This is a genomic window from Luteibacter sp. 9133, assembly GCF_000800155.1.
Classification (GTDB): domain Bacteria; phylum Pseudomonadota; class Gammaproteobacteria; order Xanthomonadales; family Rhodanobacteraceae; genus Luteibacter; species Luteibacter mycovicinus.
The window spans coordinates 2,251,338-2,274,463 of the sequence record NZ_JUHO01000001.1 but is presented as its reverse complement, the minus strand read 5'-3'; the positions used below and the strand labels follow the sequence as shown (position 1 = coordinate 2,274,463).

17 protein-coding genes are annotated in these 23,126 nt (G+C 65.4%); 7 read left to right on the top strand and 10 right to left on the bottom strand.

Annotated features, from left to right (window positions below; genetic code table 11):
- Positions 1 to 5: 5 nt before the first annotated feature.
- Entirely contained in the window at positions 6 to 965 is a 960-nt protein-coding gene (locus tag FA87_RS09785; RefSeq protein WP_036112878.1) for an AraC family transcriptional regulator, read from the bottom strand.
- Between the two features lie 98 nt (positions 966 to 1,063).
- On the opposite strand from FA87_RS09785, the gene FA87_RS09780 reads away from it, so the two are divergent.
- The 4 genes from FA87_RS09780 (at position 1,064) to FA87_RS09765 (ending at position 6,625) form a co-directional block, all read left to right on the top strand.
- Positions 1,064 to 2,290 carry an MFS transporter gene (locus tag FA87_RS09780; RefSeq protein ID WP_043694207.1) on the top strand — a complete coding sequence of 409 codons (1,227 nt, stop codon included), beginning with the start codon at positions 1,064 to 1,066 and terminating at the stop codon, positions 2,288 to 2,290.
- 123 nt (positions 2,291 to 2,413) lie between these two features.
- Positions 2,414 to 3,610 (top strand): DUF2252 family protein, encoded by a 1,197-nt coding sequence (locus FA87_RS09775; RefSeq protein WP_036112882.1) that lies wholly within the window; start codon positions 2,414 to 2,416, stop codon positions 3,608 to 3,610.
- Between the two features lie 75 nt (positions 3,611 to 3,685).
- Positions 3,686 to 4,852, top strand: coding sequence for an AI-2E family transporter (locus FA87_RS09770; RefSeq protein WP_081996547.1), 1,167 nt, complete (start codon positions 3,686 to 3,688; stop codon positions 4,850 to 4,852).
- 99 nt (positions 4,853 to 4,951) lie between these two features.
- The gene (locus tag FA87_RS09765) at positions 4,952 to 6,625 is read left to right on the top strand and encodes a methyl-accepting chemotaxis protein (RefSeq protein ID WP_043694203.1); all 1,674 of its coding nucleotides are present in this window, start codon (positions 4,952 to 4,954) and stop codon (positions 6,623 to 6,625) included.
- A gap of 48 nt (positions 6,626 to 6,673) precedes the next feature.
- Here the strand turns inward: FA87_RS09765 and FA87_RS19890 are convergent, their stop codons facing one another.
- Positions 6,674 to 7,003 carry a hypothetical protein gene (locus tag FA87_RS19890; RefSeq protein ID WP_052191266.1) on the bottom strand — a complete coding sequence of 110 codons (330 nt, stop codon included), beginning with the start codon at positions 7,001 to 7,003 and terminating at the stop codon, positions 6,674 to 6,676.
- 159 nt (positions 7,004 to 7,162) lie between these two features.
- Between FA87_RS19890 and FA87_RS09760 the strand changes: the two genes are divergently transcribed.
- The gene (locus FA87_RS09760; RefSeq protein ID WP_043694200.1) at positions 7,163 to 8,404 is read left to right on the top strand and encodes an HD-GYP domain-containing protein; all 1,242 of its coding nucleotides are present in this window, start codon (positions 7,163 to 7,165) and stop codon (positions 8,402 to 8,404) included.
- An 18-nt stretch (positions 8,405 to 8,422) separates the two neighbouring features.
- Here FA87_RS09760 and FA87_RS09755 read toward each other — a convergent pair whose 3' ends face one another.
- The 6 genes from FA87_RS09755 to FA87_RS09730 form a co-directional block, all read right to left on the bottom strand.
- Positions 8,423 to 8,704 (bottom strand): hypothetical protein, encoded by a 282-nt coding sequence (locus tag FA87_RS09755; RefSeq protein ID WP_036112893.1) that lies wholly within the window; start codon positions 8,702 to 8,704, stop codon positions 8,423 to 8,425.
- Positions 8,705 to 8,912: 208 nt separating this feature from the next.
- Positions 8,913 to 10,070 (bottom strand): hypothetical protein, encoded by a 1,158-nt coding sequence (locus FA87_RS09750; protein WP_052191265.1) that lies wholly within the window; start codon positions 10,068 to 10,070, stop codon positions 8,913 to 8,915.
- Positions 10,071 to 10,117: 47 nt separating this feature from the next.
- Entirely contained in the window at positions 10,118 to 12,595 is a 2,478-nt protein-coding gene (locus tag FA87_RS09745; RefSeq protein ID WP_043694195.1) for a TonB-dependent receptor, read from the bottom strand.
- Positions 12,596 to 12,714: 119 nt separating this feature from the next.
- The gene (locus FA87_RS09740) at positions 12,715 to 13,860 is read right to left on the bottom strand and encodes a FecR domain-containing protein (RefSeq protein ID WP_043694193.1); all 1,146 of its coding nucleotides are present in this window, start codon (positions 13,858 to 13,860) and stop codon (positions 12,715 to 12,717) included.
- A complete protein-coding gene (locus FA87_RS09735) occupies positions 13,853 to 14,371 on the bottom strand; it encodes an RNA polymerase sigma factor (RefSeq protein ID WP_043694190.1) in 519 nt (172 codons plus the stop codon). Before FA87_RS09735 ends, FA87_RS09740 begins: the two co-directional genes overlap by 8 nt.
- Positions 14,372 to 14,473: 102 nt before the next feature.
- Positions 14,474 to 16,684: a TonB-dependent siderophore receptor gene (locus FA87_RS09730; protein WP_043694187.1), complete on the bottom strand. Its 2,211-nt coding sequence runs from the start codon at positions 16,682 to 16,684 to the stop codon at positions 14,474 to 14,476.
- 180 nt (positions 16,685 to 16,864) lie between these two features.
- Between FA87_RS09730 and FA87_RS09725 the strand changes: the two genes are divergently transcribed.
- Together FA87_RS09725 and FA87_RS09720 are read left to right on the top strand one after the other, a co-directional pair.
- Positions 16,865 to 19,978 (top strand): CheR family methyltransferase, encoded by a 3,114-nt coding sequence (locus tag FA87_RS09725; RefSeq protein ID WP_043694184.1) that lies wholly within the window; start codon positions 16,865 to 16,867, stop codon positions 19,976 to 19,978.
- A 22-nt stretch (positions 19,979 to 20,000) separates the two neighbouring features.
- Positions 20,001 to 20,390, top strand: a complete 390-nt coding sequence (locus tag FA87_RS09720) for a response regulator (protein ID WP_043694182.1) — start codon at positions 20,001 to 20,003, stop codon at positions 20,388 to 20,390.
- A gap of 37 nt (positions 20,391 to 20,427) precedes the next feature.
- Here FA87_RS09720 and FA87_RS09715 read toward each other — a convergent pair whose 3' ends face one another.
- Positions 20,428 to 21,732, bottom strand: a complete 1,305-nt coding sequence (locus FA87_RS09715) for a carbohydrate-binding protein (RefSeq protein WP_043694180.1) — start codon at positions 21,730 to 21,732, stop codon at positions 20,428 to 20,430.
- A gap of 479 nt (positions 21,733 to 22,211) precedes the next feature.
- Positions 22,212 to 23,048, bottom strand: a complete 837-nt coding sequence (locus FA87_RS09710) for a CHAD domain-containing protein (protein ID WP_043694177.1) — start codon at positions 23,046 to 23,048, stop codon at positions 22,212 to 22,214.
- Positions 23,049 to 23,126: the final 78 nt, after the last annotated feature.

Here is a 23,126-nt window from a genome sequence, read left to right as displayed (position 1 = left end):
AAGGATCAGGCACGACCCGCGCGCAGTGCCCCGGGCGCGGAACCGACCACGCGTTTGAACGCCCGGCTGAACGCGGCCAGCGATCCATAACCCAGACGGAAGGCCACGGATTCGATCGGCTGACGATCATGGGAGATCCACTGCGCGGCCAGACGCATCCGCAGCTCGGTGAGGTAATGAACCGGGGTCATGCCGGTCACCGCGAGGAAACGCTCCGCGAACACCGAGCGCGAACTTCCCATTTCCGCCGCGAGATCGGCGACGGTCCATGCGCGCCCTGGATCGCGGTGCAGGGCGACGATGGCCTTGCCCAGGCGGGGATCGCGCAGCGCCTGCAGCCAGCCCGCCGCGTCGCCGCAGCCGCATTCGACCCAGCCGCGCACGATGATCGCCGCGACGACATCGGCAAGGCGCGCGAGAATGCCGGCGAAGCCGCTCCGCTTCGCGGCGGACTCGCGTTCCATCGCGGCGAGGATCGGCGGCAATTCCGGATACCGGTCGAGCAGGGTGCCGACCTGCATCACTTCGGGCATGGCGTGCACCATGGGTTGCATCCCGCCAAGCTCGAAGTCCATGCAGCCGCTGAAGATCAGCGCGCCGTCCGCCCGTGTCGCGAACACGCAGTCAGGATGGATGTCCTTCACGGTATCGCAAAGGGGTGTTTCGTCGAAGGTGGCGATATGCCGGGTGGTCGCCTCTTCGGACGAGAGCAACGCATGAGCACGCCCCTGCGACATGAGCAGCGCATCGCCCGTCTTCAGCGGATAGATCGTGCCGTCCTCGGTGCGCAGCAACACGGGGCCACGGCCGATGAAGTAGAACTGCGCCTTGCCGGGTGCGGCGTCCACGGCGATGCCGAACGGCCGGGCCACTTCGATCCGACGGTATCTGACGCCGACCAGACGCATGCCCAGCAGGAGTTCACTGGCGGCATCGGTGTCGTGGATAGAGAGCGTAGCGGTCATGATCCGGACGAAAGATCAAATTTTGAGGATGATGCATCATATACCGTCCGGACCTGGCCGGGTAACCTCGTGTTTTCCCCGACCAAGATACCGACCACATGGATACCTGCGCAGACACCGCCGACGCGGTGACGGAAACGACGGCTCCCGCCTGGGGAGCGGTCTTCGCCATGACGCTTGGCGTCTTCGGGCTGATCACCGCCGAATTCCTCCCGGCCAGCCTGCTCACCCCCATGGCGCTCACGCTCGGCGTCACCGAAGGCATGGCCGGGCAGACGGTCACGGCGACCGCCGTGGTGGCGCTGTTCACCAGCCTGGTGATTTCCGTGGTCACCCGCAACACCGATCGCCGGCTGGTCCTGCTCGCCTTCTCGGTCCTGCTGATCGGCTCCAACCTGCTGGTCGCCTATGCGCCCAACCTGTCCGTGATGCTGCTCGGTCGCGTCCTGCTGGGTGTCGCCATCGGCGGTTTCTGGACGATGTCGGCGGCGACCGCCATGCGGCTCGTGCCCGAAGCGATGGTGCCGCGTGCGCTGTCGATCATCTTCAGCGGCGTATCCGTGGCCACCGTAGCCGCGGCGCCACTCGGGAGCTACTTCGGCCATCTGATCGGCTGGCGCAACGTGTTTCTGATCGCCACCGCGATCGGCGTGTTCGCCCTGGTGTGGCAGTGGTTCACGCTGCCGCGCATGCCGTCGAACGGCGCCGCACGCATGGGTACGCTGCTCAAGGTGATGAAACGTCCCGCGATGCGCACGGGCATGGTCGCGGTGATTCTGGTCTTCACCGGACACTTCGCGTTCTTCACCTATCTGCGCCCCTTCCTCGAAACGGTCACCGGCGTGGGCGTCAACGGCCTGTCCGCGATGTTGCTGGGTTTCGGTATCGCCAATTTCGTCGGCACCTCGCTGGCCGGCTTCCTTCTGGAGCGCAATCTGCGGCTCATGCTCCTGTTGATGCCGCTCGCGATGGGTGCGATGGCGCTGGCGCTGGTCACGCTCGGTCGTGCGCCCGTCGCCGATGCCGTGCTCGTCTCGCTGTGGGGCATGGCGTTCGGCTGCGTGCCGGTCGCCTGGACGACGTGGATCACGCGGACCGTGCCCGATGAGGCCGAGAGCGGCGGTGGCCTGATCGTCGCTGCCGTGCAGCTCGCGATCACACTGGGTGCCGCGGTAGGTGGCGTGATCTTCGATGCGTCGGGTGCGACCGGCGTCTTCGTGGCATCCGCGGTCGTGTTGCTCGTGGCGGCGGCGACGATTTCGATGCGCTTGCCCGCGGTCGCTGCGTTGCCTTCGGGTGCGAGCGCCGCGTCCGGTCTTCACTAGGGCACGGTCGCTCCAGGAGCTTGCGCACGTGCGCGCTTCTGCAACGGCGTTTTCACCGGACGCTGTTCAAGCTTCGTGGTTGGTTGCGCATCGAAACGATGCGCAAGAACTTACGAGGCGAGCATGGCGAAGATCGTTCCAAAGACACCGGAGGAGCGCGCTCCCCGTCTCGCGTCACTGCGCAATCTGAAGATGGCGCGCTCGGCGCACGCCTTCGTGCGCGGTAACACCGTGCAGTTCTATGAGTGGCTGGAGAGAGCCGGACGTACATTGCCCAGCGGTCCCGACCTGTGGATCTGCGGCGACTGTCATGTCAGCAACATCGGACCGGTGGCCGATATGCAAGGCGGCATCGATATCCAGATCCGCGATCTCGACCAGTCGGTCATCGGCAACCCCGCCCACGACATCGTGCGGCTCGCGGTATCGCTAGCCACCGCGGCGCGCGGCTCGGATCTGCCAGGCGTGGTGACGGCGCGCATGGTGGAACAGCTGATCGATGGCTACGAGCGGGCGATGGGCAGCGGCCGCAAGGAGTACCGTCTCGTCGACCGGCCGCCGTCGATCAAGCTGGTGATGAAGACGGCGCTCAGGCGGCGGTGGAAAGACCTTGCGCGCGAGCGCATCGACGGGGCGCATCCTCGCATCCCCGAAGGACGTCGTTTCTGGCCGGTGACGGAGGAGGAACTGGAAGAACTGCGCGCGCTCGTGCACACGGAAGGCATGCGTTCGCTGGTCACGCAGATCGTGCATCGCGCCGATGACGCGGCGATCGAACTGGTCGATGCGAAGTACTGGGTCAAGGGATGCAGCTCGCTCGGACGCTTGCGTTACGCGTTGCTGGTGCGCGTCGGCGAAGGCAAGGGCGAACTCTGCCTGGTCGACGTCAAGGAAGCGCTGCGCGCCGCCGCGCCGCGCAGCGCGGAAGCGATCATGCCGCGCGATAACGCGACGCGGGTGCGTGAGGGTGCCCTGCATCTCGCACCCAACCTCGGCCAGCGGATGCTCGGTGGCAAGGTGCAGGGACGCTCGGTCTTCGTGCGTGAGCTCAGACCGCAGGATCTCAAGGTCGACATCGAGCGGATGGAGGAGGGCGAGGCAATGGACGTCGCGCGTTACCTCGGCAACGTCGTCGGCCGTGCGCACGCCCGCCAGCTCACCCGCGAACGCCGCAAGGCCTGGCTGGGCGAGCTCGCGCGTAACCGCCCGGCCAACATCGATGCTCCCTCGTGGCTCTGGCGCAGTGTCGTGGAACTGGTCCAGGCGCACGAAGGCGGTTATCTGGAGCACTGCAGGCGTTACGCCACCGCCGCACCCTGAGTGCGTTTTCACGCGGGGCGCTCATCGTGCGTGCTCCACTCCGCGTCGAAAACGACCGATGCCCCAGGGGAACCCATGAACAGCAGCGTGCCCGAGACGAAACCGACCGTCGAACCCGAGGTTTCCAAAGCGCTGGACAGCGCCGCCGAAGACGCGGAGATGCCGCTGCCGAGTGACCCGAAGACGGTCTTTCTCGGCGGCCTCTTCCTGCTCGCCGTGCTGGCGGCGTCCTTCGTGGCACGCGAGGTGATCCTTCCGGTCGTCCTCGCTTTCATCCTGAAACTGCTCCTTCAGCCCGTCATGCGTCTGCTGTCCCGACTGCGCGTGCCGCGCGTGCTCGCCTCGTTGCTGATGATCCTTGCGCTGTTCGGCATCATCGCCGGGCTGGGCAGTGCCCTGAGCGGTCCCGCCGCGAACTGGGCGAAGCGACTGCCGGAAGGCCTGCCCCGCCTGCAGGAACGGGTCAAGGTGATCAGTGGTCCGCTCGACAGCCTGAAGGGCATGCTCGCGCACGCCAGGGGCATGGTCGGCGCCGGCGACGAGGGTCATCCGGCGCAGCCAGCGCAGCCGGCGTCCGCCGGAACGGCCGACATCCAGTCGGCCATCCTGTCCGGCGTACAGACCTTTACCTCGGAATTCCTGACCACCTTTCTGGTCCTGTTCTTCCTCCTCAATTCCGGCGATACCTTCCTTCGCAGGCTGGTCGAGGTGATGCCCCGCTTCAAGGACAAACGTCAGGTCATCGATATATCCCAGCAGGTCGAGTCGGACGTGTCGTCGTATCTGGTGACCATCACGGTGATGAACGCGGCGGTCGGTGTCGCCACCGGCCTGGCCATGTGGGCACTCGGCTTGCCCGATGCGGCGCTTTGGGGTGCGGTGGCCTTCCTGCTCAACTACGTACCGATCCTGGGCCCGCTGGTCGGCGTGGTGACCTTTCTGGGGGTGGGCATGCTCAGCCTCGATCCGTTGTGGAAGGCCTTCATGCCGATGATTCTCTACGGGGCGATCCATGTGATCGAGGGCGAGACCATCACGCCCATGCTGCTGGCGCGCCGGTTCACCCTCAATCCGGTGCTGGTGATCATCTCCCTGTTGTTCTGGGACTGGATGTGGGGCGTGCCCGGCGCGATTCTCGCCGTACCGATGCTGGCGATCACCAAGATCGTCTGCGACCGGATCCGGCCGCTCGCGGCCTTCGGGCATTTCCTCGAGGGGGAGAAACACGGGATCTCGCCTTGAGGGGCTCCCGGGACATGCGCCTGGCTTGATGCATTAAGTAAATTCGGCAGCGGCCGATACTCCTGCAAAGTGTGACGTACGTCACAACGGGGGTGAGGCATGAAGATCGGAATCAGGATCCTGGGTACGGTCGCCGCGTCGGTGGGCATCGCCGTCGTCGTTGGCTTCGTGGGGTTGCGCGGCATTCGTGCGGCGGATCAGGGCGCCCATCGGATTTACGGCGAGGCGCTGGTGCCGATCGCCGAGGTGACGGACGTTCGCCATCACATCGACCAGCAGCGAACGGCGCTGAACCGGTCGCTGCTCACGGATGCGCCGGATGCCTCGGATGTGGCTCATGCCCGGATTCAGGTCCTGCGTGCCGAGGGCGATGAAATGTGGAAGCGTTATTACCCGGACCATGTGGATACCGACCGCGAGCGCGCCGCCGCGGACGCCTTCATCGCCGCGCGGAGTGCCGTGCGGCCGCTGGTCGACGCTCAGCTGGAATTGCTCAAACGCGACCATGCCGCGGCGACGCACAACATGCTCACCGTGGTGGGCCCGTCCTTGCAGAAGGAGACGGATCTCATCGCGCAGCTGGTTACGATCAACCGCGAGCAGGCCAAGGCGACCTACGACGGCATGGTTGCCGACGGAGAGCGCTCGGCGGTCGAGGCGCTGATCGCGCTCGTCGTCGGCGCCGTGGCGATTGCCGTCATCGGCTTCTTCCTCCGCCGCGCGGTGATGCGACCGTTGCTCGAGGCCCGGGCACTGGCTTCGCAGATACGCGATGGCCAGCTCGGCAACCAGCTGACGGTGAGCGGGAACGATGAGCTGAGCGACACCTTGCGCGCGCTTGCCGCGATGGACGAGCAGCTGACGCTGATCGTGCGTCGCGTACGGGAAAACGCCGTGCAGGTAAATGCCGCCGCGCGTGACATGTCCGCCGGTAACGACGATCTTTCCAACCGGACGCAGGAGCAGGCGTCGTCGCTCGAGGAAACCGCGGCGTCCATGGAGGAGATGGCGGCGACGGTGAAGCAGAACGCGGACGCGGCGGCCCATACCCAGCGTCTGGCCGACAAGCTACGCAACGATGCGCAGGCCAGCCACACGATCGCCAGCACGGCGGTCGAGGCGATGGGGCGCATTTCGCAGGCGAGCACCGATATCGGGGAAATGGCCGTGCTGATCGACGAGATCGCTTTTCAGACGAACCTGCTCGCGCTCAATGCCGCGGTGGAAGCGGCGCGTGCGGGTGAACAGGGTCGGGGCTTCACCGTCGTGGCGGCCGAAGTTCGTGCGCTGGCGCAGCGCAGTGCGGCGGCGGCGAAGGATATCCGTCGCCTGATCGCGAGCACGCGTGACGAAGTCGGGCAGGGTAAGGAACTGGTGGAGTCGACCGGACGCTCGTTGGCGGGCATGGTCAGTGACGTGGGCGCCGTATCGGGGCTCGTCGGCGAGATAGCCGCCGCTTCGGTGGAGCAGTCGGCCGGTGTGGACCAGGTCAATCAGGCGGTCTCCGCGCTGGACGAGGTCACCCAGCAGAACGCGGCGCTGGTCGAAGAAGCCAGCGCCGCCAGCCGGGCCACGCTGGAACTGGCCGAGGCGCTGATGCGCGATGTGGCGTTCTTCAGGCTGGGCGATGAACGGGCCGGAGTGGCACCTGCCACTGCGGCGGTGAGCCGCCTGCAAGCCGCCCCCGTGACGGAGCCGATGCCGGCGCGCCTGCCCGCCCAGCCGCGCTCCGCACCGGTGCGTGTCGAGGAAGCGGTCTGGCAGGAGTTCTGAGTCGGGGCGGGGTGCGTGGTGCGGCGCGGCGTTGCTGCCTGCTCGGGGTCAGCGCGCGAGGTGGGCGCTTTGCGCTGCCGGCTCGCGCCGGAGCGCCAGGATGAGCAGACGAACGACGCAGCTGATCGCCGCCACCGTCAGCAGGGATGTCGCTCCGACCAGCCACAGATCGAAGGCTTCCACCGGGTCGCGTGGGTCGATGGTGGCGGCCAGCGGGGCAATGCATTCGCCGAGCCGCCAGGCGACATAAGCCAGGCCTGGTACCAGCACGGCGGTCACTGCGTTCGCGGCCCGTGAGGAAGCAGGTGCCGCCGCGACGACCATGGTGAGGACGATGCCGATAAGTCCGGCCGATCCAAGAAACAGCAGCTGTGACATCGGGGTCCTGCGAAACGAAATAGAAAGCTAAGCCGATACTAAGCTTCTCCGGTGACGTTTGGGTGACTTTGGCCGGACCCATGACTTTTGGCCTATTCAGCCGAATTCGCGTCGCGCCGATAGCTTTGCAAATGTGACGGGGGTCACAGAAGGGGCGGGATGACGATCGTGGAGCGTGGTTCGCCGCTCAAGGAAATTCCGATGGGAGACCTGAGGCTGGGCATGTTCGTCCACAAGGTCGGGGTGTCATGGGTGTCGCATCCCTTCTGGCGGACGAAGTTCCTGCTTGAAGCACCGGACGATCTGGCGACGCTCCGCGCGCTCGACGTGCCGACCATCTGGATCGATACCGACCGCGGAATGGACGTTCCGCCGGCAGACGTTCCGGTAGCGGCGGGCGGGTCCGGCGGCGAGGCGGAGAACGATGTCACGCCGGGCGAACACCCCGCCGCGTCACCCGCGGCCGTTTCCGTTCCGGACCCCGTGGCCACCGCAGCCGCCCTGTGCGAACGGGCGCGCGGTGTGGTCGTGCGTATGTTTCAGGACGCGCGGCTGGGACGAGGCATCGATGCCGTGGCCGCGCGCGAGCTGGTCGACGACATGTCGCGTTCGATCGAGGCGCATCCCTCGGCTTTGCTGAGCCTCGTCCGCCTCAAGACCGCGGACGACTACACCTATATGCACTCCGTCGCCGTGGCTGCGCTCATGCTGAGCTTCGCCCGGCACCTGGGTCTGGATGCCCTGCGCGTGCGCGCGGCTGGCATGGCGGGGATGCTGCATGACGTCGGCAAGTCGCAGGTACCCCTTGAGGTGCTGAATAAGCCGATGGAACTCAGCGTCACCGAGACGAATCAGGTCCGCAAGCATCCGCAGATGGGCCACCGCCTGCTGGTCAGCCGGGGCGGTGTCGATAACGAGGCGGTGGATGCATGCCTGCACCACCATGAGAAATTCGACGGCACCGGCTACCCGCACGGGCTGGTCGGTGAACAGATCACACGGCTGGCGCGCATGACCGCCATCTGCGACGTGTACGACGCGATCACTTCGGATCGCCCGTACAAGAAAGGCTGGGACCCGGCGCATGCGGTTCAGCGCATGGCGAGCTGGCGCGGCCACTTCGACCCCCGCCTGTTCCGCGCCTTCGTCCGCACGGTCGGCGTCTACCCCACCGGTGCCCTTGTCCGCCTCGAGTCGGGCAGGCTGGCCGTGGTGCTCGACGGCTCGCGCGACTCGCTCACCCAGCCGCTGGTCCGGGTGTTCTATTCCATCGTGGAAGGACGCCGGGTCGACCCGTTCGTCCTCGACCTTGCGACACCCGGCTGCGAGGATCGTGTCGCGGCCAAGGAGGCACGAGGTGAGTGGTCGGAAGCGGAGCTGGCGAAGCTGGCCTTGCCCTGACGGGCGCCCTGGCCGATCTCAGCCTTCGCCGAAGGCCCGGTCGATCTCGGTGGATACGTTCACCATGGCGGCGCCGTAGCCTGGGAGCGGCTCGGAACCGGGCGGCCCGAGCAGGCGGGTGAGGGCGTGCGCGGCTTCGGCGATGCCGTCGAGTCCTTCGGGCGCCGCGAGCGAGGCGATGCGACGTGCACGAAAACGGCTTACGTCGAGATTGCCCGATACGGCGGCCTCGTTCATCTCCACGGCGTCGAAGATGATCTCGCCCATCGTGAACGTGTCGGCTTCCTGATTTTGCTGCATCTTCCTTTTCTCCCCGATGGTCGGCCCAGAGCATAGCTCCGCTGACGTGGCGACGGTGTCGACGCCCTCCCGCACGAGTGCGGCGCATGGCCGATCTGTGACGATGTTCGCATCGTACGATCAGAAGGCTGAAGGTGCATCGGTTTCTGCCGAAACCGTCCGGGCGGCAGACCGACGTAGACCGGGGCTCTGAATGCGTGCGGAGCGCCTACTGGGCATGCATGGCGGGGAGGGCGCCTTCGACCCGGCTCCGGTCGATGCCGCGCTTCGCGATCGCGGCGAACTCGTCCACCGTGCATTCGCCCGGATGGCTGCACCCGGCCACGTGAACCGGCCTGCGACGCATGGCATCGAAGCGCCCCTCGCGTAGCTGTTCCATGGACGGCATCAGGGTGTCGATGCGGATCAGGTGTTTGCCATCGCGCTCGACCAGCGCCATGAGCAGCGCACCGCCCGGGGGGTAATCGTCCGGACGCGATGTATCGTGCCAGTCCAGGCCCAGGACCCCCGCCACGTTCGCAAGATTGGTGTCGTGTCCGACGAGCACCACGACACCCTGGTGCGACGGGGTCAGGGATGCGACGTCCGTCGTGACGCCATTGGCCGCATCCAGCGTGGCAACGATGTGCGCAACCAGGTTGGAGGCCGCAAGCGACGCGGCGGGCATGGCCTTCTTCGTTACGGCGAACTGGTCGTTATGCAGCGTGATGATCCGGCCAAGCCGCGTGACGTCGCCGCGGCCGAAAGCTACCGTATTCAGCGGCATGCCTTCGACATAGGCGAGCATCAGGTTCTCGCTGAGTGTGCCAGCGAGTTTCATGGCCTTCGGCAGCGCATCCGGTGTGGACAAGAGGAGCTTCTTTCCGTCGCGTCGGGCGATGTCGGCACACGTAGCGCTTTCGCAGCCCAGCAGCACGGACTGCAGTTCATCCAGTGCAGGGGGCGTTGATCCGAGGGTTGCCGGTGCCGCATCGTCGTCATCGTCCTTGCGGTAGTGGAACAGCGGGTTGTTGGTCGCGCCGTCCATGGCAAGGTACGTCGTGCCGCAGCCCGGCGTCAGCCCTTCACGCAGGGCCACGCTGCTCTCGCGATTGCGTGGCGTGCTGTCGCCGATGAGGACCAGCGAGGATCCCGTGGGGCATGACTTCGACATGGCACCGTCGGCGACCAGTTCCTGGCGAAGGCGCGAGCCGATGGCCCGCATGCCCTCATGACCGTGCGCCGTGAGCAAGCCCGGTGCCACGGGCCAGTCGGGCCAGCTGGCGTTCGCATAATCGACGTAGTTGGCGTTGGGTTTGGTCGGCGAGCGGATGCCGTGGCGCATTAGCACGATCTCGACCTGCACGTGATCTTTCGCATGCGCCATGGGCGCCGCAAGCACCGCCGCAGCGAGGAGTAGGGCGAGCGCGGCCCTCACAGCTTCACCGACAGGTCGAGAAAGATACCGCGACCGGGCAGCCCGAAGTAGAGCGGATCGCCACTGACCGACTGCGTGCCGGCATAGCCGGTGTACTTGTGCACGTTGAACAGGTTGTTGACGTCGATGCTCACGGAAAAGCCCTTGGTTCCGGCGGGGCCTTTGTCCGTGCGGTAGCCGGCGGCGGCGTCGACGCTCATGTAGCCGGCGATGCGCTGATCGTTATGGAACGCCAGGTTGCCATCGTCGTCGGTCGTATTGTCCAGACCGTACTGGTGGCCGAGGAACTTGCCCATCAGCGAACCGAAGTACCCGTTGCTTCCGCTGTAGAGCAAACCCAGCGCGGCCGTGACCTTCGGTGTGCCGGCGACCTGCACGCTGCTGTTCTTGTACGTGGCCTTGTTGTAGCTGGCATTGCCGTAAAGGCTCAGCGTGCGCGTCAGCGCCCAGGTCCCTTCGACTTCCGCACCCTTGTAGATGGCGCCGCCACCGTTGACGTACGTGCTCTCGTTGCCGTTGCCGGTGGCGACCTGGGTCTCGGTGATGTAGTTGGAAAAGTCGATGTAGTAGACATCGGCGCCGAAGGTCAGCTGGCGTGACGCGAAGGCCGTGCCCAGCTGGTAGTTCTTCGTGGTTTCCGGGCTGAGGCCGTGTGAGCCGTTGACCTGGATGACGTCGATGGGCGGTGCGAGGAAGCCCCTGGCGGCCTGCAGATACGCGCTCCACTCATCGCTCAGGCGGTCGTGCACGCTGATCGAGGGCAGGGTAGCGTGATAGGTCGCTTCCGCATCGAGCGGCACCGGCGGGGATACCTTGTTCAGCGGCGCATCGATGCTGCGCGTGACTTCCGAGTAACGCACGCCGGGGCTCACGGTGATGCTGTCCGTGGCCTTCCAGTCGTACTGGAGATAAGGCTGCAGCGTGTCGGTGCGGTCGCTCAGCTCGTAGTTCTGGACGGGGCCGTACTTCGTGCCGGTCTTCTCGCCGGTGGTCAGGTCGAGCGGATACTGGTACCGCGCATCGAGGTTTCGTTCGAGCCAGACACCTGTCTGCAGCGTGCCGGGACCGAGGTCGCGGCCAAGGCGAAGCACGTTACCGAACGCATGAAAGCCGGAGTCGGACAACTTGCCCGGCACGTCGTCCGCCGCGGTGCGCACCTTCTTGCCGGCCGCATTGTAAAACGTCACGCCATTGTCGGCAGGGTCGATGTCCGACGCATCGCTGGCCTTGCGCGCCCAGTGGTCGAAGCTGTTGTAGTAGAGCTTGTCGTCGACGGTCCAGTCACCGACCTGGCTGGTGAGACCCAGATAAGTGAAGCTGGAGTAGTAGGCGGCGTTGTTCGCACCGGCGAAGTTCTGCAAGGTCGGATCGTTGCCGAGCCCGAAACGCCAGCCGTAGCGGTCGATTTCATCCTTGGTCGCGCCCTGCACGGTGTTCTGGTGTTCGCGGTTGTAACTGGTGACGAACGTGAGTTCGGTGGTGGTACCGAGCTGCGTGATCGTCTTCAGGAAGATGTGCTCACGGCGATCGTCCGTACCTTTGAGGTAGGTATCGCTGGATTCCTTGGAGATGTCGGCGAACACGCGCGTGTTGCCGAGGGTTTCGTCGGCGGTGACGCCGCCGGCCCGCGTGTCCCAGCTGCCCAGCGTGAGGTAGGGCGTGATGCCCGGCTCGTCGGACGGATCGCGCGAGCGCAGTGCGATGGTGCCGCCGAAGGTGGCGTTACCGATGGTGCTGCCGCCACCCGGGCCACGGTCGATCTCCGCCTGGCCGAGCACATGATTGTTGAAGTAAGCCGAGGTCGTGTGGTGCAGGTCGCTGGCGTCGCCGAAGGGAATGCCGTCGAAGGTGATGTTGAACTGGCCATCCTGGAATCCACGCAGGCTGATGCCTTCGTTCTTGCCCAGGCCCGGACCCTCGGGTGAGGTCACGGTGATGCTGGGTGCGTACTTGATGATGTCGTCGAAGTTGGCATTGAAACGCAGGCCGTCGCGGATGAAACGCTCGTCGATCACCGAGGTCGGCTGGGTGGCGTCGAGCGGCGCGGCGCTGGGTGCCAGCGTGTCCACCGCGTTGGCTGAGACGCTGACCGGCGCGAGGTTCTTCGCGTCGTCATGGGTGTCGATGGCGGGCAGTTCCCTCGCCGGCGCCGGGCCGGCCCCGACGTTTCCCGGCACGATCTTCACCGTCGTCGGGGTAACGAAGCGGTAGGTCAGGTGCGTACCGCGGAGCAGGGTGGCCAGCTGCTTTTCGGCGGTAACGCCGCCCGGAGCGGCGGTGCTGCGCGCGTCGTCCGGCACGCTGGTGTCATAGACCACCTGCCAGCCCGAATCCTGCGCAAAGCGATCCAGTGCCTGCGACAGCGGCATGGCGGCGATCGGTGTCGTGCTCACCGTGGCGGCGCGGAGCGTGGGCGAGGCGGTGGCCGCGAGGGCGAGGGCGAGGGCGATACAGAGCGCGAGCGAATGACGCATGGGAACGCTTTCCTTTGAGGGGTAGAAGCATGGCAACGTGTGGTGCCGACCCCATCAAAGAGTCCGTTCGCGGGCCATCGGGTACCGCCGATTCGATGAATTTTTTCTTACAGCGTCGTTTAGCGCTTCGCCGAAACGACCCGGATGCGTCCTGGTTCGCGGATCACGCGGACGTTCGGCAGGCTGCCGAGGTAGCTGACAAAGGCCTCGACGTCGCTCGCGTGGAAGACGCCGCTGATACGTTTGTCCGCCAGGTCGGGGTCGTCGATGGTCAGCGGTGCCTGCGTATACGCGTTGAAGCGCCGGGCCACGTCGGCCACGCTGCTACCGTGGAAGGCGATCTCCGCCGGCAGCCAGGGGGCGACCGTGGCAGTGGCGTGATTGGCGTGACCCAGCAGACGCCCGTCCATGGCGACGCGTGCGTCTTCGCCCGCGCCGAGCGCGACGATAAGATCGGTCGACCATGCGGAGCCGGTGACGCGCTGGCTCGCGCGATCCAGCCATGCCACGGGGCGCTGCGATACGGTCACGCGTCCGCTGACTACGCTGACGTCGGTCTCGCCGTCGCGAAGACCGACGTTGAAGACCGTGCCGATGTCGTCGATCCGCTGGCCACCCGCCATCACGGACAGTGGGCGCGCGGGATCCTTGCCTATGTCGAAACTGGCGTGGCCGGCGATCAGCGTGATGCGGCGTGCATGAAGATCGAAGGCAACGTCCACCACGGCGCCCGGTGCAAGCTGGAGCCATGTGCCGTCATCGAGTGCAACGCTGCGGACGGCGGCAGCGTCCGCCGCATAGCGCACTGCCGGGGTTTCCCGGGCCGGCCATGCGCCGATGAGTCCGATGGACACGGCCATCGCGACGCTTGCGGCTATCGCGAGGCGTCGGACGGTGCGGGCCCGCTGACGCTCATGGCGGTGGGCTGTTGCGGGTTCGGCTGCGGCGGATGGTCGCTGCCCATCCTGCGGTGCCGCGACCCTGGACGCCTGGCCGCCACGAACGAACGGCAGCACCGACGGTTCGTTGTCGGCCAGTGCGCGCAGTTCGTCGAGCGTAGCGATCTCGGCCAGCGTCGCTGCGCGCATTTCACCGTGCAACTGAGCGATGGCGAGGTATTCGGCCACATGCTGGGGCGACCGGCGCAGCCAGTCGAGAAAGCGCTGGCGGGTGCCCGCGTCGACCTCCTCACGCATGTCGAGGTGCCAGGCCGCAGCTTCTTCGGTCGTGCGTCGCGATACGCGCGTCGTCCGTGCTTCATTCATAGCGCAGCATCCCTTGCCGGCACGTAGCCAGTCCCTTGACGATGTATTTCTTGACCATGTTGGTGGAGATCGACAACTGCTCCGCGATCTCGCGGTAGGACAGGTCATCGCGGTAATGCATGACCAGGACGGCGCGACATTTCGGCGAAAGCCGTCCGATCAGTCTCGCCAGTCGTTCACGGCGCAACGCGCGATCGACGTCGGCGCCCGCGTCGCATGGCGTGGCGAGGCGTTCGATAACGTCTTCGAGCCCTTCACTGCTGATCGGCGCGCGCTGTTTCATCTGCGCGTGTTCCTTGACCAGGTTGGCGGCGACGGTGAACAGATAGGCTTCGGGGTTGCGAACGTCCGAAGCATCGCCCTGACCATTGCGCAGCAGGCGCAGGTAGACCTCCTGCACGAGGTCTTGCGCATCCCAGCGATGGGAGACGCGGCGGAGGAAGTAATTGGCGAGGGTGGGACCCTTGTCGACCAACAAGCGCGCCCAACTCGACGGCGTCTCGTGGCTCAAGGTCGCTCCCGGTTCGTGTGACGAGCCTAGGAGGCGTTTGTGGCAGCGGTGTTACGGCGCAGGGCCGGCTCCTGTAGGAGCCAGCCCCGCTGGCGATGCTCTTTACAGGTCGAACGAAGCCGACACCATGAACGTACGCGGCGTTCCCTGGCTCAGGTAACCGCCGTTGGCACTGGCCCAGTAGCCCTTGTTGGCCACGTTCTGCACCGTCAGGCGGAACGTGACGGGCACACCCTCCAGATGCGCCGTGGTACGTGCACCGATGTCATAGGTGGTCCATGCCGGCAGCTTCAGCGAGTTGGCGGCATCCAGGTACTGCTTCCCCGTGCGGACGGCGCGTGCGCTCAGCGAGATATCCGGCGTGTTCGGGATATCCCACTCCGCGCCCAGGTTGGCCTGGAAGCGCGGCGTGCCGATCGAGTCCTTGCCTTCGTTGACCCCGTCCTGCGTGTCGGTCTGTTCCGGCTGGATGTAGTTGGCGCCGCCCAGCAGGCGCAGGCCCTTGACCGGTTCACCGAAGAAGCTCCATTCGACGCCGCGGTTGCGCTGTTCGCCGTTGACCACGTAGGTGATCGTCGAGGGATCGACATACGCGTTGGGCTGCTTGATCTGGAACAGCGACAGCGTGCTGCCGAACTCGCCGGCGTCCCACTTGACGCCGACCTCGTTTTGCTTCGATTTGTAAGGTGCGAATACCTGGCCGGCATTCGTCACCGGCAGGCTACCGTACGTATCCGGCGCCTGGCCACCCTGGGTCAGCGCTTCGATGTGGTTGGCGTAGATCGACCACTGGTCGGCGAGACGGAAATTGACGCCGACAATCGGGCTGTTGGCGAACTGGCTGTACTCCGAGTTCTTCACCTCGGTGCCATAGTCGTAGCCGAGTACTTCGAGCTTCTGGCGTCGGGCGCCGAGGGTCACCTGCAGGCGGTCGTCCATGAAGCCGAGGGTGTCGGACACCGCCACGCTGCGAAGGATCGTACGCCCCGTGATGCCCGGATCGGCAATAGGACCGATGTCGTAGTCGAACGCCGGAACCGGCACGTAGGTCGGCGAGTAGATGTTGGTCTGGATGGGCGTCAGCGAGCCGGCGTACGCCGCCTTCTTGCGGAAATTGAGTGCCGAGAAACTCACGTTGACGCGCTGGCTCACGTCGCCGTCGAATTTGGCGTTCAGACCCGCTTCGCCGGTGGCGGTGTCCGCGATATAGGGCACGGTGAAGCGCGTCTCGGTGGCGCTGCCGCTGCCGTTGAGCAGCGTCGGGCTCACGTAGTCGCCATACTCGTTACCGTGATGGACACCGGCGGCCACGTAACCGGTCAGCCAGTCGGTGAAGTCATATTCGGCACGAACCACGCCGAAGGTATCTTCCAGCGACGAGTTGGACCACGGCTGGGCATAGTTGGTCTTCGCCGAAGGCGCGCGCGGCACATAGGTCAGGCCGCCGTTGTAGACGACCGCACGGCCACCCGTAATGTCCTGCTTCTGATAACCGAGATCGGTCGTGATGCGCAGGTTCTCGCCCTGGAAGTCGAACGCGACGCCGAGCGCGGTAACGCGACGCTTTTCGCCATCGATGGCGTCGCCACCCTCGCGGTGGACGGCGTTCACGCGGATACCGAATTCCTTGCCGGCGCCGAACCGACGGCCGATATCGACGCTCTCGCCGATCTGGCTGTCGCTGCCCCAGTCCATGCCGATGCGTGTGATGGGCTCGGCCTCGGCGCGCTTGGGCGCGATGTTGATATTGCCGCCGACGGCCGTGCCGCCCGGGCTGATGCCGTTGAGAAAGGCGCTGGCACCCTTGAACACCTCGACGCGGTTGACCAGCTCCGGCGCCAGGAGCTGGCGTGGCAGGAGACCGTAGAGACCGTCGAAGCCGATGTCGTCGCTGGCGACCTGAAAACCGCGGATCACGAAGGTCTGCGAGAAATTGCCGTAGCCGAAACCGGTCCGGACCGACGGGTCGTTCGAGACCACGTCACCCAGCGAGCGGGCCTGCTGATTGCGGATCAGCGTGTCCGTATAGCTGGTCATGCTGAAAGGCACGTTCATCATGTCCTGGTTACCCAGCACGCCGAAGCGGCCGCCCTGGGCAACCTGCCCACCCGCGTAGGCCGCCGTAGGCGCGACGACATTCGCCGCTACCTGCATGCCGGACAGGGTGGTGACGTTGTCCGTGTGCTTGTTCTGATCGTCCGGGGCGGATGCATCGGCCGCGTGTGCGGCACCGGTGACGAGAAGCGCACCGATCAGAGAGGCGCGGATGGACACGGCGAGGCGGCGACGCGCCTGGAAGGAGGTGGCAAGCATGGTGGTCCCGAGGGCGAAAGTCGCCCGACTAGAAGCGAATGGAAATGCGAATCGATCTTATTATGATCGATCCGTGAATCCGCCGCCAGTGGCGGGACGCGGCGGCCATTTGACTTCCGGGGCGGTGCGCATGAGCATGGGCATGCCTTCTTGATGCCGGGCGCCAGGATGAGGGACGCCATGAGCCTTGAAGACACCTTTCTCGTCGTGGGTATCGGCGCTTCCGCCGGTGGCATCGAAGCCCTGCAAGGTTTTTTCCAGGGCGTACCGGATGAACTGGACGCCGCCTTCGTCGTCGCGACCCACCTGAACCCCGAACGCGAGAGCCTGCTGCACGAGGTACTGGCGCGCTTCACCTCCCGGCCCGTCTCGGTCGCTGTCCATGATTCGCCTGTGGAATCGGGGCATGTCTACGTACTGCCCGAAGGAGCCACCCTGACCACCGCCCAGGGGCGCCTCGTGCTCACTGCGACCGTGGGTCGCGGCGAGGTCAAGCCTGTCGATCTGCTCCTGGCGTCGCTGGCCACGGACTTCGCCGAGCGGTCCGTCGGCGTGGTTCTTTCCGGAGGCGATGGAGACGGGACGCTGGGGGTCAAGGCGATCAAGGAGCACGGCGGTATCACCATGGCCCAGGCGCCCGATGGCTTCGGCCCGCGCCATCCCAGCATGCCGGACACGGCGATCTCCACGGGTTTCATCGACTTCGCCTTGCCCGCCGAGCGTATGGGGGCGCGCCTGCTCGACATGATGCACGCGGCGGATGCCCTCGAGCGGACCGGCATCGCATCCAGGGAGGCGGAGCAGTCCCGCGCCGACCTGCTGGGCCACATCTACAAGTTGCTGCGTGGCCAGCTTGGACACGACTTCAGCGGATACAAGACGAAAACCTTCGTCAGGCGCGTGGAGCGACGCATGCAGGTACACGACATGCGCTCGATGGATGAGTATCTGGCGCTGCTTCGCACGGACGCGCAGGAGGTGCACGCGTTGTTCCGCGACCTGCTGATCAGCGTGACCAGCTTCTTCCGGGACGCTGCCGCTTTCGACGCGCTGGCGGCCAGCGTGATACCCCGGCTCTTCGAGCACAAGGGAGCCGACGATGTCGTACGCCTCTGGGTGCCCGGCTGTGCCACGGGTGAAGAGGTTTACTCCATCGCCATCGTGGTACGCGAATACATGGATGCGTTGAGCGCGCCCCCGAAAGTCCAGTTGTTCGCCACCGACATCGATGACAGCGCGCTTTCCGTGGCCCGCGCGGCTCGCTATCCGGAAGCACTGATGACATCCGTGTCCGCTGAGCGCCGCGAGCGATTCTTCACCGCCGACGGGGACGCATACGTGGTGGCCAGGGAAGTGCGCGACCTGTGCATCTTCTCCCCGCACAGCCTGATCCGCGATCCGCCGTTTTCCCGCATCGACCTCGTGTCCTGCCGCAATCTGCTGATTTATTTCGGCGCGGATGTGCAGAGCCAGGTGATTCCGATCTTTCATTACGCCCTTCGTCCGGGCGGTTTCCTGTTTCTGGGCTCCGCTGAAAATGTCAGTCTGTTTGACGATCTGTTCGAATCCCTGGAGAAGCGCCATCGTATCTTCCGTCGCCGTTCCGACAGCACTCGCAATCTGCGCCTTCCAGTGGGTCCCGCGCGGGGTACCGGCGGGTACGCCGCCGTGATGTCCCCACGCCGTACCGACGTGCCGGGAACCGGTCTTCGCCAGCTGGTGGATCAGCAGGTGCTGGATCGCTTCGCGCCTGCGCACGTCGTCGCCAACCGCGATGGCGACGTTGTCTATTACTCCTCGCGTACGGGCAAGTATCTCGAGCCGCCCGCAGGCGCGCCGACCCGTCACCTTATGACCATGGCGCGGAAGGATATCCGGCTCGATCTGCGAACCTGCTTCCGTGCCTGCGTCGAGAGCGGCCGTGCCAGCAGCCGCGAAGGCGTCATGGTGGAACTCGAAGACGGGCGCATCCAGGTCCTCACGCTGCACGTCGAGGCCCTTCAGGGCGGAGACGCCGCCGATTCGCTATACATCGTCCTGTTTGTCGATCAGGGAGTGGTCCAGAGTCGCGGCGATGCGATCGATCACCTCGGTCGTGGCAGCGCCGACGGTTCGCAGGTGGAACACGAACTGCGCGAGACGCGCGATCGCCTGCAGTCGATGGTAGAGGAGTACGAGACCTCGCTCGAGGAACTCAAAGCGTCCAACGAAGAACTCGTCTCGGTCAACGAAGAACTCCAGTCCACCAACGAGGAGCTCGAAGCATCCAAGGAGGAACTGCAGTCCGTCAACGAGGAACTGCACACCGTCAATGGCGAGCTTCACGGCAAGATCGACGCGCTCGACCGGGCCAACAGCGACCTGATCAACCTGTTCGACAGCACGAACGTGGCGACGGTGTTCCTGGATCGCGGTCTCGTCATACGCTCCTACACACCGGCTGTCGCAACGGTCTTCAATATCCGGGGCAGCGACCGCGGCAGGCCTATCACGGATCTGTCCACGCAGCTGCTGATTCCCACCCTGCCGGAGGACATCGACAAGGTCTTCCGGTACCACGCGCCGATCGAGCGGCGCACCACCAGCGAGGACGGGCGGCGGCACTACCTCCTTCGCGTCGCCCCTTATCAGGCTTCCGATGCGCAGGTGGACGGCGTCGTGGTGACCTTTCTGGACATCACGAGCCTGACCCGCTCGGAAGCGCGACAGAGGATGCTCATCGCCGAGTTGCAGCATCGGACGCGCAATCTGCTGACCATCGTGGAGAGCATCGTCCGACGCACCGTCAAAGGTTCGCAGGGCCTCGACGAACTCAGCGTCCGTCTCGGTGCGCTCAGCCGTGTGCAGGGTCTGGTGGGAAGCCAGTCCGGTGAGTCGATCGACCTGAGCGATATGCTTCGGCTGGAACTGGAGGCTCACCCGGTGCCCGCCGGCAAGGTCTCCATCGAGGGTCCCGCCGTGCCGCTCAGCTATGACGTGGCGCAGACACTGTGCATGGCGCTGCACGAGCTGACAACGAACGCGGTGAAGTACGGTGCATTGCGGAACGACGGTGGTGGCACCCTCGCCGTGACCTGGCGCCTCATCGGCGAGAGCGAGGAAACGCTGTCGTTGACGTGGAAGGAAAGTGGCGTGGCGATCGCGAACCGCGAGGTCGGAAAGGGTTTCGGACGGGAACTGATCGAGCAGGCGCTCGCGTTCTCGTTACGTGCCAGGCCCTCCTGGCAACTGGAGGAAGACGGTGTCCGCTACGTTCTCGACATGCCGATGAACAATCGCGGCGTCCATTACTGATCCGCGAGGGGGGGCGAAGACCATGGGTATGGAACTGACCGGCAAGGCGGTCATGGTGATCGAGGACGACTACGTCATCGCGCAGTCGCTCGTCGTTCTCCTTCGATCGGCAGGTGCCAACGCCATCGGACCGTTCGGATGGCTCGATGAAGCGATCCGGCATGCCGCATCGGACGCCTACATCGATGCGGCGCTGGTCGATGTAAACCTGCACGGCGAGTATTCCTATCCCGCCGTCGATGCCCTCCTGGCTCGTGGAGCGCACGTCGTGTTCATGACCGGCTATGCGCGCGACAGCATCAAGCCGGCCTACAGCAGCTGCACGATCTGCACCAAACCTTTCAGGCGCGCCGAGGTCGTCGAGGCGTTGCTGTCCGTCCCCGGCCGCCAGCGCCCGGCACACGTACCGTAAAGCCGCCCCCGGACACGGCCGGGGGCGGCGTATCGCGTCAGCGACCGAGGTCGCTCAGGAAGCGCCTGGTGTACTGCAAGGCACTGGTGCCCGACACCGAGTTGCACGTCGGCGAGGCAAAGCCGCCGTTGTTGCCGTTGGTGCATGGCGTGTCGCGGTCGAGCGACCAGAAGTGCACGCCGGCCAGCTTGTTGGTCGCGGCGTACGCCGTCACCTCGTCGATGTCCTGAAGGGTGAAGGTCTCGCTCGACACGTCGTTGACACCGATCATCGGCGTGAGCTCGATCTTCGTCAGCGGAATGCCGTAGGTGTGCTGCAGGTTCTTCGCCGCCTGGATGGCCGACTGACCCATGTCGCAGCTACCGCCGCTGACCACGCAGATACCGGCACCGGCCGCACCGTAATCCATCGTCATGAGGTTGATGGTGTAGTTCTGCAGGCCGGATGCGAGCACGGCACGGACCACCGTGTCACCGGTGCTGTTCAGGCCGCCGTAGCTGCCGTCCGAAGCGGCCAGGGTGGCCAGCGTGAACGAGAAGCGCAGGTTCGGATACAGGCCCGCGGCATACTTGGCATTGGCGATCAGCGCGTTGAGCTGCGCGGGCGTCTGGCCGGCCTCGATGTCGAAGTCGATGCCGACGAGGTGCGATGAGTTGTACGTCTGGATGAACTTGGCCATGCCCGCGGTGCTGCCGCAGGTAAACGTTCCCGCCTGACCGCCGGTGGAGACGACGTAATTCACGCCTGCACTGTTGAGCCGCGCGATGTTCGCGCTGGCAAATGCCGCGGCGGGAACGCCGCCCCAGTTCTCGCTGCCGCATTCGCCGGTTGCGAAGGCGAGGGTGATCGCACCGATGTTCGGTACCTGCGTCGAAACCAGGCTGCCGCTGCCGACGACCGGAATCCGCGTTCCGGTGACCAGCGTCGACATGATGTTGGTGTTCCAGTCGAGGTTGATCGTGATGTCCTTGTAAGGACTGAACAGCAGGTCGCCCGCCGCGGGCGGCGGGTTGGTCGGCGGATCGCCGCCCGGATTGCCCGGGTCGGTGGGCGGCGTGGTGGTGCCGCCGTCGCAGGCGCCCTGCGAGGTCCACGGCTGACCGGAACCGGCACCGCCGCTGTTCGTGGCGGGATCGTTGCCCTGGGTCCACCAGTTGGCTACGTAGTTGGTGCCATTCTTGCTGGCCACATTGCCACCGGTATAAACCGTGCCCGCCTGCCAGGCGGCGGCGCATGCGGTGGCCGCGTGCGCGGCATTCACAGGGACGACCGAGGAAAGAGCGAGCGCGATGGCGATGGCGAGACTGCCTGTACATCCGCCCAGTACCGCACGAGACCGCATAGCTGATGCTTTCGGGAACATGGAGCGCCTCCGGATCGAGTGGTGCTTGAAAAGGAAGGGGCGCGCGCGACCACGGCGGATTGCCGGCGTCCACGTCCCCTGACCGCGTCCTTGCGCGATACGACCAACCACGATTGAGCGCTTACGGTTTAGTCCCGAATGACAACGTTGTCTATTTGAAATGTGACGAAATGTGACGGGCGCCATGAAAGCCGCAGCGCCCGTTTTGCGGCATCGCAGGGTATTTCCTTCCTCGATCCTGTATACGCGATGTCCCGGTCGTGATGCACTGCGCAAGCCACTTTGCGTCCACCGCAGTGGCTCAAATGTCCCGCATGACAACGTGGGTCAATCGATCGGCGTGACGGCGTCGCGGTCGCGAGCCGACTTGCCGGAAGCGCATAGGCGGTCAGGCAAAGAGCACGGTGGCGGAAGGCGGGATCGTCGGTCGGGCTGGGACGGAGAAAGGGTATTCCGGTCTATTCGCCCTGATGCTGAGGCAGCGATTCGATCGTGGGCGTGCGGTGCTTCTTCAGCTCGTGCGTTATCGCGACGATCAGCGCCGGCATGGTGTCGGGATCGACGATGGTGCGAAGGGTCTTGCGCAGCGCGCGCAGATCCTGCTTGCTGCCTATCGTGTCGGACAGGGCGGACATCGTCCTGGCGAGTGCCTTGTCGCGTTCCGCATGGTGCGAGGCGGGCATGCCGGCCGCCTTGCGTGCCTTACGGATCAACTCCAGTTGCATGCGCAACCGTCGGGCCCGCCTGCGCCAACGGTGCAGGTTGGCCGTCGTCGCCGACGTGCGCATGCGCTTGCGTGCTTTGGCGACGCGCTTTTCCGAGTTCGCGAGCGCGTGTTCGATGGCATGCCGTGACAGTTTCCGCCACGGAAGCGCGGCGATGGCGTGGGCGAGTTCGCGAATCCGTTTGCGGCGCTCAAGAAACCGGGGATCCTTGATCAGCGCCGCGGTAAGCCGGCCCTCGCTGCGTAGTTCCAGCGCGTCGATGGCGTGCTTCCATCCATCGGACGGGTCGGCGCCGGCAAGCAAGCGGGCGGTGAGAACGGCGACGTGCGCGTCGCGCACGGAAGAGAGGCTTACGGCGAGGCGATCGATGGCGATTTCGAGTGGTGGCAGGGCGTCGTCGAACACGGTCGCCCCGAGTCTCAAAAGGCTCTTCAGGCGCCGCAGAGCCTTGCGGGCTTCGTGGATGCCCTTGTGTGGTTGCTTGCTGTCGCCCAGCGACCGAATGGCTCGACGACATTCGCTGGCGGCGAACGTGGCGAGAGCCGTGGCGAGTTTCGGGGCGGTCGGCATGACGCATTAGTACCATGCTTAAACCATCTTCACACCGCGCCGGTGCGACTGACACCTATGTGTCATACGCGCTTGCTA